The organism is Rathayibacter sp. AY2B3 (genome assembly GCF_002931755.1).
GTDB lineage: Bacteria > Actinomycetota > Actinomycetes > Actinomycetales > Microbacteriaceae > Rathayibacter.
This window is the reverse complement of sequence record NZ_PSUG01000032.1, coordinates 15296-27441: the sequence shown is the minus strand read 5'-3', so window position 1 is coordinate 27441 and position 12146 is coordinate 15296. Positions and strand designations below refer to the sequence as shown.

Genomic DNA, 12146 nt, shown 5'->3' with positions numbered 1-12146 from the left:
CTGCGCGGGGTCAGACCGAGCGGAGGACCGCCACGATCTTCCCGAGCACCTCGGCCTCGTCGCCGAGGATCGGCTCGAAGTTGGAGTTGCGGGGGAGCAGCCAGGTGTGGCCGTCGCGCTGGCGCAGCACCTTGACGGTGGCCTCGCCGTCGAGCATGGCCGCCACGATCTCGCCGTTCTCGGCGGTGCGCTGCGAGCGGACCACGACCCAGTCCCCGTCGCAGATCGCGGCGTCGATCATCGACTCGCCGACGACCTTGAGCATGAAGAGCTCGCCCTTGCCGACGAGCTGGCGGGGAAGCGGGAACACCTCGTCGATCTGCTGGTCGGCCATGATCGGCACGCCCGCCGCGATCCGGCCGACGAGGGGGACCATCGCCGCGTCGCCGACCGTCGCGGTCGACTCGAACGACCCGTCGTCCTCCGTCGAGCTGGGGACGTCGATGAGGATCTCGAGGGCGCGGGGCCGGTTGGGGTCGCGGCGCAGGTAGCCGCTGAGCTCGAGCTGGTTGAGCTGGTGGGTGACGCTCGACAGCGAGGCGAGGCCGACCGCGTCGCCGATCTCGCGCATGCTCGGCGGGTAGCCGCGGCTCGACACCGAGCGCTGGATCGCGTCGAGGATCGCGAGCTGCTTGGCGCTCAGGCTCTTCCGGCGCCGTCCGGTGGCCGCCTTCGTCTTGGCGGCCGGCGTCCCGGCCGTCTGCGCGTCGCTCACGATGCTCCCTCTTCCCGGTGCGCACGCCGCGTGCGCGCCCGCCCGGTCGCGACCCGACAAGGAATGTCGGTGGTCGCTGCTGTACTACGACCAGGCTCTCGAAACTGTATCCGCCGGAACTCCCGACTCGGAACATTCGTTCGAGTGTGTCGCGCGCGAGTTCGCACGCGGATCGGCCGGGTGGGTCTCTTGACCGTCCCGTCGTTCGAAGATATGTTCGGTACAGGCGTTCGGGGTGGCCCTCCCGGCCGAGGGCCTCCCCGAATCCCTGTCGAAAGGAGCGATCTCATGACCGCACAGCTCACCTCCCGCCCGCTGCAGCACTCGTCCGCGGCTCGGCCCGTCGAGGCCCTGCCGTCCGCTCCCGAGCCGATGAACGCGTCCTCCGGACCGCGGGTCGTCCGCACCCGCCTGCGCCTCACCGGTCGCGGCCGCGTCGTGGTCGCCGCACTGGGTGCCCTGCCGATCGTGGCGGGCGCCTTCGCCTTCGGGCTCAACGGCGGCGGCGCGGTCGCGTCGAGCGATGCCGCGGCTGTCGAGTTCCAGTACGTCACCGTCCACGCGGGCGAGTCGCTCTGGTCGCTCGCCGAGGAGCTCGCCCCGCAGGCGGACCCGCGCGACGTGGTCGATGACATCCTCTCCCTCAACCAGCTCTCGAGCGCGGGCGTCGAGCCCGGGCAGCGCCTCGCCGTCCCGGCCGAGTACGACACCGCTCGCTGACCCGGGCGGCCCGGTCGGGCGCTTCGCTACCATTCCCTGGTGACGACTCTCGACGATCTGCCCCTCCGCGACGACCTCCGGGGCAAGCACCCGTACGGCGCGCCCCAGGAGATCGTGCCTGTGGCCCTCAACGTCAACGAGAACACCCATCCCGTTCCGGACGACGTGATCGCCGACATCGTCGAGCGGGTCTCCGAGGCGCTGCGGACCGTCAACCGGTACCCCGACCGCGAGTTCCGGGAGCTGCGTGACTCCCTCGCGGGCTACCTCGGTCACGGGCTCACCGCGGACGGAGTGTGGGCTGCGAACGGATCGAACGAGGTGCTCCAGCACGTCCTGCAGGCGTTCGGCGGTCCCGGGCGCTCGCTTCTGGGCTTCGCGCCCACCTACTCGATGTACTCGATCCTCGCGTCGGGGAGCGGAACGGAGTGGATCCCCGCTCCGCGCGAGGCGGAGTTCGAGGTCGGAGCCGAGTACGCCGCCGAGCAGGTGCGCCGGGCCCGGCCCGACATCGTCTTCCTCTGCGCTCCGAACAACCCGACCGGGACGCCGCTCGACCTCGCCGTGATCGAGGCGGTCTACGACGCGACCGACGGCGTCGTCGTGGTCGACGAGGCGTACGCCGAGTTCGCCGGCAGGGGCGCACCGACCGCGCTGAGCCTCCTCCCCGGCCGACCGCGCCTGCTCGTGTCCCGCACCATGAGCAAGGCCTTCGCCTTCGCCGGCGTCCGTCTGGGCTACCTCGCCGCCGACCCCGCGGTGATCGACGCGCTCCGCCTCGTCCGCCTCCCGTACCACCTGTCGGCCCTCACCCAGGCCGCCGCGACCGCCGCTCTCGCTCACGCCGACGAGATGCTCGCGATGGTCGGCGAGATCATTGTGCAGCGCGACCGGATGATCGACGGCCTGCGCGCCCTCGGCTACCGTCCGTACGCGACCGGCAGCAACTTCGTCCTCTTCGGCGGCGTCGCGGATCCGGCCGCCGTGTTCGAGGGCCTGCTCGCCCGCGGGGTCCTCATCCGCGACGTCGGCATCCCGAACCACCTCCGCGTCAGCGCCGGCACGGAGGAGGAGACGACCGCGTTCCTCGAGGCGCTCGCCTCCCTCCCCGCCCCGTCAGCCGACCCCGCGGTGGCGCTCTCGCGCGAGTGAGCTCCGCCCGGGGGCGGTGACGCGGCGCGAATAGACTGGGAGGCATGACCTCCCCGAGCGCCGCACCCGGGCGCACCGCCTCCCTCAGCCGTGCCACCAGCGAGTCGAGCATCGAGCTCTCCCTCGACCTCGACGGCACGGGCGTCGCCGACCTCGAGACCGGCGTGCCCTTCTTCGACCACCTGCTGACGGCGTTCGCGAAGCACTCGCTCACGGACCTGCGCGTCCGTGCCCGCGGCGACATCGAGATCGACATCCACCACACGGCGGAGGACATCGGCATCGTGCTCGGCACGGCCATCCGGCAGGCGCTCGGCGACAAGGCCGGGATCTCCCGCTTCGGCGACGCTCTCGTGCCCCTCGACGAGGCGCTCGTGCAGGCGGTCGTCGACATCTCGGGGCGCCCCTACCTCGTGCACACCGGCGAGCCGGAGGGCTTCGCGCTGCACCTGATCGGCGGCCACTTCACCGGATCGATGGTGCGCCACGTCTTCGAGGCGATCGCCTTCAACGCCGGCCTCACCGTGCATATCACGGTGCTCGGCGGCAGGGACCCGCACCACATCGCCGAGGCGGAGTTCAAGGCGTTCGCGCGCGCCTTCCGCCAGGCGAAGGCACTCGACCCGCTGGTCTCCGGCGTGCCGTCGACGAAGGGCGCGCTGTGAGCTCGGCACGTCCCTCCGTCGTGGTCTACGACTACGGCTCGGGGAACGTGCACTCCGCCGTCAAGGCGCTCGAGCTCGCCGGTGCCGACGTCGAGCTGACGGGGGACCGGCAGCGGGCTCTGGAGGCGGACGGCCTCCTCGTCCCCGGCGTCGGCGCGTTCGACGCCGTGATGTCGGCGCTGACCCGCGCCCGCGGCGGCGAGATCATCGAGAAGCGCCTCGCCGGCGGGCGCCCCGTCCTGGGCATCTGCGTCGGGATGCAGGTGCTCTTCGAACGCGGCGTCGAGCGCGGGGTCGAGAGCGAGGGCCTCGGGGAGTGGCCCGGGACGGTCGACCTCCTCCCGGCCGACGTCGTCCCGCACATGGGCTGGAACACCGTCTCCGCCCCCGAGGGCTCGGTGCTGTTCGACGGCATCGCCGAGGAGCGCTTCTACTTCGTGCACTCCTACGGCGCCCGCGAGTGGTCGCTCGACGTGATGCCGCCGTTCCCGCGTCCCGCCGTCACCTGGGCCGACCACGGCGGCCCCTTCATCGCCGCGGTCGAGAACGGGCCGCTCTCGGCCACCCAGTTCCACCCCGAGAAGTCGGGCGCCGCCGGGCTCCGGCTCCTCGCCAATTGGCTGGGCACCCTCCGCACGAACTAGGATCGGCCGGTGGTCGGCGCCTCCAGGGGCCGGCACCGGCTCCGAGACTGAGGATGACGATGAGCGAGTTCACCAAGGCCCCGGGCCTGGTCCTCCTGCCCGCGATCGACGTGGCGGGCGGCAAGGCCGTGCGGCTCACGCAGGGCGAGGCCGGGACCGAGACCAACTACGGCGACCCCATCGACGCCGCGGGCGACTGGGCCGACCAGGGCGCGGAGTGGATCCATCTCGTCGACCTCGACGCCGCCTTCGGCCGCGGCGACAACCACGGCATCATGAAGAAGGTCATCCGCCAGGTGAAGGGCGTCAACGTCGAGCTCTCCGGCGGGATTCGCGACGACCGGAGCCTCGAGTCGGCGCTGAGCGCCGGCGCGAAGCGCATCAATCTCGGAACCGCGGCGCTCGAGAACCCCGAGTGGGCCGCGAGCGTCATCGCGCAGTACGGCGACCAGATCGCCGTCGGGCTCGACGTCCGGGGCACCACGCTCGCCGCGCGCGGCTGGACCAAGGAGGGCGGTGACCTCTGGCAGGTCCTCGACCGCCTGGAGGAGGCCGGCTGCACCCGCTACGTCGTCACCGACGTCACCAAGGACGGCACGCTCAAGGGCCCGAACCTCGAGCTCCTCGAGCAGGTTATGGCCCGCACCCACCGGCCCGTGATCGCCTCGGGCGGCATCTCGAACCTCGACGACATCGCCGCTCTGCGCGACCTCGTGCCGCAGGGCCTCGAGGGCGCGATCGTCGGCAAGGCGCTGTACGCGGGCGCGTTCACGCTCGCGGAGGCCCTGGATGTCGCATCCGAGTGAGCCCCGCCCGCTCCCGGCGCATCTGACCGACTCGGCCGGCACCCCCTGGGCGGGTCGGCACTTCGAGCCGAGCGCCGCGCCCGAGGACGACGGGAGCGCTCCGGAGGCGCTGGTCGCCGCGCTCGAGTCCTTCGCCCGTGCTGCGCGCGGCCCGGAGGCCGTGGTCGACGCGCTCCGCACGTCCCGCCTGCTCATCCCCCTGGTCGCCCGCCTCGGCGAGGAGGCCGAGGGCGTCGGGGGACTCCGGGCGGACAAGACGCAGGAGCTCGCGATCGTGACGGTCGCCGGACCCGACGGCCGCACGGTGCTCCCCGTCTTCAGCGGCGTCGAGAGCATGCGCCGGTGGGACCCCGCGGCCCGTCCCGTCCCGGTCGACGGGCGCCGCGCGGCCCTGGCGGCCGTCGCGGAGGGCACCGAGGTGATGGTCCTCGACCCCGCGTCCGAGCGGGAGTTCGCGGTCCGGCGCCCGGCCCTCTGGGCGATCGCGGAGGGCGGCGACTGGCGGCCCGCTCACGCCGATGCGGAGGTGCTCCGGGCTCTGCGCGCAGCTGCGGAGGGGGAGCGGGCGGTCGCCTCGCTCGAGGTGCGCGCAGGGGACCCGGAGCAGCGCCTCGCGGGACCCGAGCTCGTGGTGGTGCTGAGCCTGCGCCCGGGGCTCGATCAGGACGCGCTCGGAGCCCTGGTCGCGCGACTGGGGGCACGGTGGGCGGCCGACGAGACCGTCGCGCAGCGTGTCGACTCGATGACGCTGCAGCTCGCCGCCGCCCGCTGACTCCCGGTCAGGTGACCGGGCCGGTCCACTTCTCGCCCGGGCCCTTGCCGATCGGGTCGGCGATGGGGGAGGCCTCGCGGAACGCGAGCTGGAGGGTGCGGAGGCCGTCGCGCAGGCTCCGGGCGTGCATGTCGCTGATGTCGGGCGCGCCGGCCGTGACAAGGCCCGCGAGCGCGTTGATGAGCTTGCGGGCCTCGTCGAGGTCGACCTGCGCTCCGGGCTCGTCGGCGAGCCCGCACTTGACGGCGGCCGCGCTCATCAGGTGCACGGCCGCGGTGGTGATGATCTCCACCGCCGGGACCTCCGCGATGTCGCGGGCCGCCTCCACGTCGGAGGCTCCGCCGTCCTCGCCGAATCGTCGCGTGTAGTCGTCGTCGTACTGGGCCATGGGTCCTTCGTTCGTCGTCCGTGGTGGAGGGGCGCGGCCGCCGGAGCGGCGGATCGAGGGGCGGCCGGATCCGCTCTGTCGGGCGGGCCGCCAGTCTGCTATGGTTGTCCGGGCTCCGAGGCATGTCCTCGGTTCGAAAGTGGAGATTCTCCCACCCGCGCTTGACCGCTTCACAAGGTTACCGGGTCAGAAGCACTCCGCCCCCGAGGGTCGTCAGACCACCGGAGGCAGGGCTGCGGCTCTCGAGGTCCGCCTCGGGAACCGCGTCACAGGGTGCGAGCGCCGTGCTGCAGGCACGACGTGGACGGGACGATCACCTCTCTCGGGTGCGCTGGAGAAGACTCCGGCAGCGCAGCTGCACTCACCGAGATCAGAGGAGAAACGCAATCAGCGATCCCCGTACCAACGACCGTATCCGCGTCCCCGAGGTCCGCCTCGTGGGTCCCGCAGGAGAACAGGTCGGCGTCGTCAAGATCGAGGTCGCCCTGCGACTCGCGCAGGACGCAGACCTGGACCTGGTCGAGGTCGCCCCCAACTCCAAGCCGCCCGTGGCCAAGATCATGGACTACGGGAAGTTCAAGTACGAGCAGGCTCAGAAGCTCAAGGAAGCCCGTCGCAACCAGGCGAACACGATCCTCAAGGAGGTCCGTTTCCGCCTGAAGATCGACAAGCACGACTACGAGACCAAGCGCAAGCGCGCCGAGGGCTTCCTGAAGGCCGGCGACAAGGTCAAGGCGATGATCCTCTTCCGCGGTCGCGAGCAGTCGCGCCCCGAGATGGGCGTCCGTCTGCTCCAGCGCTTCGCGGAGGACGTCGCCGAGTTCGGCCAGGTCGAGTCCACCCCGACCATCGACGGTCGCAACATGGTGATGGTCATCGGCCCGCTGAAGAACAAGTCCGAGGCGAAGGCCGAGGCCAATGCGGTCCGCGCCGCTCGTCGCGAGGCCAACACCCCCGAGGACACGGCCGAGGCCGAGTCCGTCTAGTACTTCGCCGCCCCGGCCTCGGGGCCGGTGGACGCCCCGCTCGCGGGGCACCGGTTTCGCCCCGCCGAGTGCGGAGTGACGTTCACAAGGAGAGAACATGCCCAAGATGAAGACCCACTCGGGTGCCAAGAAGCGCTTCAAGGTGACCGGCTCCGGCAAGCTCATGAAGCAGCAGGCCGGTATGCGTCACAACCTGGAGTCCAAGTCCAGCGTGCGCACGCGCCGCCTCAACCAGGACCAGGTCCTCGCCCCGCAGGACGCCAAGGTCGCCAAGAAGCTTCTCGGTCTGTAGCCCACCGCCGGCGCAGCCCGCTGCGCCGCGTGGTCGCTACTCAGCCGACACGGATCGATAGGAAGAAACAGCAATGGCAAGAGTGAAGAGGGCCGTCAACGCCCACAAGAAGCGTCGGGTCATCCTCGAGCGCGCCTCGGGCTACCGCGGCCAGCGGTCGCGCCTCTACCGCAAGGCGAAGGAGCAGGTCACCCACTCCCTCGTCTACTCGTACCGCGACCGCCGCGCCAAGAAGGGCGAGTTCCGTCGTCTCTGGATCCAGCGCATCAACGCCGCGTCCCGCGCGAACGGCCTGACCTACAACCGCTTCATCCAGGGCCTCGCCCTGGCCGGCGTCCAGGTCGACCGCCGCATCCTCGCGGACCTCGCGATCACCGAGCCGGCCACGTTCGCCTCGCTCGTCGCGACCGCGAAGAGCGCGCTGCCCGCCGACACCTCGGCGCCCAAGGCCGCAGCGTAGTCAGCACGGCTTCCCGGAGGGGGTCGCGACCGAGAGGTCGCGGCCCCCTCCGTCGTTCGCGGGGCCGTCCCGCGCCGTGTCTGCGGGGGCGGCGATCACCGCGCCGATAGGCTCGCCGCATGCTCGACAACCCCCGCTCTCCCCGTGTCCGCTCCGTGGCGAAGCTCACCCGCCGCCCGGCCCGGCTCGAGACGGGGCTCTTCCTCCTCGAGGGCCCGCAGGCCCTGTCCGAGGCGCTGCAGTACCGCCCGGAGCTGATCGTCGAGTCGTTCGCGACTCCGACCGCTCTGGAGCGGCACCCCGAGATCGTCGCCGCCGCCGCCGAGGCGGAGGTCGAGATCGAGTACGTGACCGAGGACGTCCTCGACGCGATGGCCGACACCGTCACCCCGCAGGGCTTCGTCGCGGTCTGCCGCCAGTTCCCCACCTCGCTCAAGGACGTCGTCGCCTCCGAGCCGCGCCTCGTGGCAGTGCTCGAGGAGGTCCGCGATCCGGGCAACCTCGGCACGATCATCCGTGCCGCCGACGCCGCCGGTGCCGACGCGGTCGTGCTCTCCGGCCGCTCGGTCGACCTCTACAACCCCAAGGTCGTGCGCTCCACGACCGGCTCGCTCTTCCACCTCCCGGTCGCGGTCGGCGCCGACCTCGCGGACGTGCTGGGCCGGCTCCGCGGGGTGGGCCTGCGCTCCGTCGCGGCCGACGTGAAGGGGGAGGATCTGCTCGAGGTCCGCGCACGCGGGGACCTCGCCCAGCCGACCGTCTGGGTCTTCGGGAACGAGGCGCGCGGCCTCGAGGACGAGTCGCTCGCCCTCGTCGACGGCGTGGTCGCGGTGCCCATCTACGGGGCGGCGGAGTCGCTCAACCTCGCGACCGCGGCGTCCGTCTGCCTCTACGAGAGCGCGTTCGCGCTGCGTTCCTGAGAGGAATCGGCGCGGGGGAGCCGCCAAGCTGGAGAACAGGGCGCGTTGTTACCCTTCGGTTAAGAATTCCCTCATGATTTGACCGGCCCATCCCCGTGTGATTCTCTGACGGCATGGTCACAGCCCCGCAAGACGAGCGCGCCGCCGCTCCCGCCGGTGAACCCCTCGTCGTCCTCTCCGGAGTGCAGAAGCACTACGGCGACTTCCAGGCACTGAAGGACATCGATCTGACGGTGCACCGGGGCGAGGTCGTCGTGGTTCTCGGCCCTTCCGGATCCGGCAAGTCGACGCTCTGCCGCACCGTCAACCGCCTCGAGACGATCTCGGGCGGCACCATCACCATCGACGGGCAGAAGCTCCCGGAGGAGGGCAAGGGCCTCGCCGCGCTCCGCGCCGACGTCGGGATGGTCTTCCAGTCGTTCAACCTCTTCGCGCACAAGACGATCCTCGAGAACGTCACCCTCGGCCCGATCAAGGTCCGCGGGCTCTCCCGCAAGGACGCGGAGGCCCAGGCCACGGCGCTGCTCGACCGGGTCGGCGTCGGCCACCAGGCCGCCAAGACCCCGGCCCAGCTCTCGGGCGGGCAGCAGCAGCGCGTCGCGATCGCGCGGGCGCTGGCGATGAAGCCCAAGGTGATGCTCTTCGACGAGCCCACCTCGGCGCTGGACCCCGAGATGATCAACGAGGTCCTCGACGTGATGGTCGGGCTCGCCAAGGAGGGGATGACGATGATCGTCGTCACCCATGAGATGGGCTTCGCGCGGAAGGCCGCCGATCGCGTCGTGTTCATGGCCGACGGCGAGATCCTCGAGGACACCGACCCGGAGTCGTTCTTCACCGCGCCCCGCACCGACCGGGCCAAGGACTTCCTCTCCAAGCTCATCACGCACTAGAAGCGCGATCAGCAGCCACCAGGCAGGTCGGACCCGTGATCCGGGATCCGACCCGACATCGCCCGCTCCGGCGGGCCGAACCCCAGGAAGGACGATCATGCGCACCAGGCTCATGTTCATGACCGCGGGACTCGCAGCAGCGACCCTCGCCCTCGCCGGCTGCTCCGGCGACTCCGGAACCGCCGGCGGCGGCGCCGGAGGAGGCTCCGAGGGAGGGACCTCCGCGTACGAGGTCGCCTCCGACGTCACCCTCGAGGGCAGCCCGACCTTCGACGCGATGACCGCGGACGGCAAGGTCGTCATCGGCGTCAAGGAGGACCAGCCCGGGCTGGGCTACCTCGACGCGGCGACCGGCGAGCGCTCCGGATTCGACATCGAGATCGCGAAGTGGACCGCCGCCTCACTCGGCTTCGCGGCAGACGCCATCGAGTTCAAGGCGATCCCCTCGGCCAACCGCGAGGCGTCGATCGTGAACGGCGACATCGACTACTACGTCGGCACCTACTCGATCACGGACAAGCGCAAGGAGCAGGTCGGCTTCGCCGGACCCTACTTCGAGACCGGCCAGCAGCTGCTCGTCGCCGCCGACAACGACACGATCACCGGACCGGACGACCTCACCGCCGACACCACCGTCTGCTCGGCCACCGGCTCCACCCCGATCCAGAACATCCGCACCAACTACCCCGAGGTGAAGACCGAGGAGTTCGACACGTACTCGCAGTGCGTGGACGCCCTCTCCGACGGCACCGTCGACGCCGTCACCACTGATGGCGCGATCCTGATCGGCTACGCCGCGCAGAAGCCCGACGAGCTCAAGGTCGTCGGCGAGCCCTTCAGCACCGAGCTGTACGGCATCGGCCTGCCCAAGGACGACGACGCCCTGCGCCACTTCGTCAACGGCATGCTGACCGACGGCGGCGAGACCTGGAGCGCCATCTACGACGAGACGCTCGGCCAGTCCGGCACGACCGTCACCCAGCCGGCGGTGAACGACTACTAGGAGGCGCCCCGGGCGGCCTCAGCGCCGCCCGGGGGTCACCCCCTCCTCGCCCACCCCCACCGCTCCGACAGAAGGGCCAGCCGCATGGATGTCCTGTTGAACAACCTCGACGTCTACGTCCCGGCCTTCGGCAACACCCTGATCCTCTTCAGCGTCTCGCTCGTGTTCGCCCTGCTGATCGGAACGGTCGTCGGCGCGATGCGCGTCTCGCCCGTCCCGATCGCCCGCGCGGTCGGCACGGTGTACGTGAACACCATCCGGAACACCCCGCTCACGCTGGTGATGTTCTTCTTCGCCTTCGGCTACCCCAAGCTCGATCTGCCGCAGGTGGACTACACGAACCTCGCGATCTGCGCCCTCAGCCTCTACACCGCGACCTACGTCGCGGAGGTGCTGCGCTCGGGCATCAACACCGTGCCGATCGGCCAGGCCGAGGCGGCCCGCGCGATCGGCCTGGACTTCGGCCTGACCATGACGCAGGTCGTCCTGCCCCAGGCCTTCCGCTCCGTGATCCCGCCGCTCATGAGCGTCCTGATCGCGCTGCTCAAGAACACCACCGTCGCCGCCGGCTTCTCGGTCGCCGAGGCGGGCACCATCGTCCGCGTGCTCAACGAGCGCGGCGAGAACAGCCTCATCGTCGTCCTCTGGGTGGCCCTGGTCTTCGTGGTCCTGGTCACCCTGCTCTCGCTCGTCCAACGTCAGCTCGAGAAGAAGTGGAGGGTCGCCCGATGAGCTCCGTCCTCTTCGACAACCCCGGCCCCCGGGCCATCGTGCGCAACCGCGTCATCGGCGTCGTCGTCGTCCTGCTGATCGCGGTGTTCCTCGGCTTCGTGGTCTGGCGCTTCGCGGAGTCCGGCCAGTTCGACGCCTCCAAGTGGCGCGCGTTCGGCTACCCGCTGGTCTGGCAGAGCATCGGCGCCGCCCTCGGCCGCACGCTCGCGGCCTTCGCCACGGCGGGCGTCGCCAGCCTCGTCCTCGGCCTCCTCCTGGCCATCGGCCGGCTCTCGGACCGCCGCTGGATCACCGTCCCCGTCACGCTCTTCATCGAGCTGTTCCGGGCGATCCCCGTCCTGATCCTGATGATGCTGATGTACTACGGCCTGCCGTTCGCGGGCCTCAAGCTCAGCCCCTACCTCGCCGTGGTCATCGCCCTGACCCTCTACAACGGCTCCGTCTTCTCCGAGATCTTCCGCGCCGGCATCGAGGCCCTCCCGCGAGGACAGAAGGAGGCGGGCTACGCGATCGGCCTGCGCAAGTCCGGCGTCATGCGGCTCATCCTGTTCCCCCAGGCGATCCGCTCGATGCTGCCCGTGATCATCGCCCAGCTCGTCGTCGCCCTCAAGGACACGGCGCTCGGCTCGATCATCACCTACAACGAGCTGCTGTACTACGCGCGCTACCTGGGCAACCAGTCGAGCCTGGACAGCCCGATCATCCCGGCCGCGATCGTCATCGGGGCGATCTACATCGGCATCTGCCTCCTCCTCTCGGGGCTGGCGAAGTGGATCGAGATCCGCACGAAGAGCGGCGGGCGCGGAGGCCGCACCATCGGCGGCCACCCCGCGGCCCGCGCGCAGACGGACACGCAGCTGATCGCTGTGCAGGATTGAACGGTGAGGATCGCCCGAGGGCGATCCTCACCGCGGTCGGCTTCCCGACGGGATCGGGTTCCGGAGAGCGTCCTGCGCCCGGCTAGGAGGAATCGCCGGCACGCGATTCCTCCGTCCGCC

The 12146-nt window shown here is 70.9% G+C and carries 16 protein-coding genes; 14 read left to right on the top strand and 2 right to left on the bottom strand.

The window, feature by feature from the left end; translation table 11 throughout:
• Positions 1-10: 10 nt before the first annotated feature.
• Complete coding sequence (gene lexA, locus C5C24_RS11670; protein ID WP_104305015.1) at positions 11-715, bottom strand: transcriptional repressor LexA; 705 nt, start codon at positions 713-715, stop codon at positions 11-13.
• 288 nt (positions 716-1003) lie between these two features.
• Between lexA and C5C24_RS11665 the strand changes: the two genes are divergently transcribed.
• From C5C24_RS11665 to C5C24_RS11640, 6 genes are read left to right on the top strand one after another with little or no spacing between them, the layout of a single operon-like run.
• On the top strand, positions 1004-1435 hold the full coding sequence (locus C5C24_RS11665; protein WP_308470832.1) for a LysM peptidoglycan-binding domain-containing protein: 432 nt from the start codon (positions 1004-1006) through the stop codon (positions 1433-1435).
• 36 nt (positions 1436-1471) lie between these two features.
• On the top strand, positions 1472-2587 hold the full coding sequence (locus C5C24_RS11660; RefSeq protein ID WP_104305014.1) for a histidinol-phosphate transaminase: 1116 nt from the start codon (positions 1472-1474) through the stop codon (positions 2585-2587).
• A gap of 44 nt (positions 2588-2631) precedes the next feature.
• Positions 2632-3252: an imidazoleglycerol-phosphate dehydratase HisB gene (gene hisB, locus C5C24_RS11655; protein ID WP_104276104.1), complete on the top strand. Its 621-nt coding sequence runs from the start codon at positions 2632-2634 to the stop codon at positions 3250-3252.
• Positions 3249-3896: an imidazole glycerol phosphate synthase subunit HisH gene (hisH, locus tag C5C24_RS11650; RefSeq protein WP_104276103.1), complete on the top strand. Its 648-nt coding sequence runs from the start codon at positions 3249-3251 to the stop codon at positions 3894-3896. Before hisB ends, hisH begins: the two co-directional genes overlap by 4 nt.
• Positions 3897-3955: 59 nt before the next feature.
• Positions 3956-4702 carry a bifunctional 1-(5-phosphoribosyl)-5-((5-phosphoribosylamino)methylideneamino)imidazole-4-carboxamide isomerase/phosphoribosylanthranilate isomerase PriA gene (priA, locus tag C5C24_RS11645; protein WP_104276102.1) on the top strand — a complete coding sequence of 249 codons (747 nt, stop codon included), beginning with the start codon at positions 3956-3958 and terminating at the stop codon, positions 4700-4702.
• Positions 4686-5474 carry an SseB family protein gene (locus C5C24_RS11640; RefSeq protein WP_104276101.1) on the top strand — a complete coding sequence of 263 codons (789 nt, stop codon included), beginning with the start codon at positions 4686-4688 and terminating at the stop codon, positions 5472-5474. Before priA ends, C5C24_RS11640 begins: the two co-directional genes overlap by 17 nt.
• A gap of 7 nt (positions 5475-5481) precedes the next feature.
• Here the strand turns inward: C5C24_RS11640 and C5C24_RS11635 are convergent, their stop codons facing one another.
• Complete coding sequence (locus C5C24_RS11635) at positions 5482-5862, bottom strand: DUF1844 domain-containing protein (RefSeq protein ID WP_104313470.1); 381 nt, start codon at positions 5860-5862, stop codon at positions 5482-5484.
• Positions 5863-6299: 437 nt separating this feature from the next.
• Between C5C24_RS11635 and infC the strand changes: the two genes are divergently transcribed.
• The 8 genes from infC (at position 6300) to C5C24_RS11595 (ending at position 12026) form a co-directional block, all read left to right on the top strand.
• Positions 6300-6848, top strand: a complete 549-nt coding sequence (gene infC, locus C5C24_RS11630; protein ID WP_374952931.1) for a translation initiation factor IF-3 — start codon at positions 6300-6302, stop codon at positions 6846-6848.
• A 97-nt stretch (positions 6849-6945) separates the two neighbouring features.
• A complete protein-coding gene (gene rpmI, locus C5C24_RS11625) occupies positions 6946-7140 on the top strand; it encodes a 50S ribosomal protein L35 (protein WP_056042364.1) in 195 nt (64 codons plus the stop codon).
• A gap of 73 nt (positions 7141-7213) precedes the next feature.
• Positions 7214-7600 carry a 50S ribosomal protein L20 gene (rplT, locus tag C5C24_RS11620; protein ID WP_104224487.1) on the top strand — a complete coding sequence of 129 codons (387 nt, stop codon included), beginning with the start codon at positions 7214-7216 and terminating at the stop codon, positions 7598-7600.
• Positions 7601-7719: 119 nt separating this feature from the next.
• Positions 7720-8520, top strand: a complete 801-nt coding sequence (locus tag C5C24_RS11615; RefSeq protein WP_104276100.1) for an RNA methyltransferase — start codon at positions 7720-7722, stop codon at positions 8518-8520.
• A gap of 113 nt (positions 8521-8633) precedes the next feature.
• On the top strand, positions 8634-9413 hold the full coding sequence (locus tag C5C24_RS11610; RefSeq protein ID WP_104276099.1) for an amino acid ABC transporter ATP-binding protein: 780 nt from the start codon (positions 8634-8636) through the stop codon (positions 9411-9413).
• Between the two features lie 97 nt (positions 9414-9510).
• Positions 9511-10416 carry a glutamate ABC transporter substrate-binding protein gene (locus C5C24_RS11605; protein ID WP_159913628.1) on the top strand — a complete coding sequence of 302 codons (906 nt, stop codon included), beginning with the start codon at positions 9511-9513 and terminating at the stop codon, positions 10414-10416.
• 84 nt (positions 10417-10500) lie between these two features.
• Complete coding sequence (locus C5C24_RS11600) at positions 10501-11148, top strand: amino acid ABC transporter permease (protein ID WP_104224491.1); 648 nt, start codon at positions 10501-10503, stop codon at positions 11146-11148.
• Positions 11145-12026: an amino acid ABC transporter permease gene (locus C5C24_RS11595; RefSeq protein WP_104276096.1), complete on the top strand. Its 882-nt coding sequence runs from the start codon at positions 11145-11147 to the stop codon at positions 12024-12026. The genes C5C24_RS11600 and C5C24_RS11595 overlap by 4 nt, the downstream gene beginning before the upstream one ends.
• Positions 12027-12146: the final 120 nt, after the last annotated feature.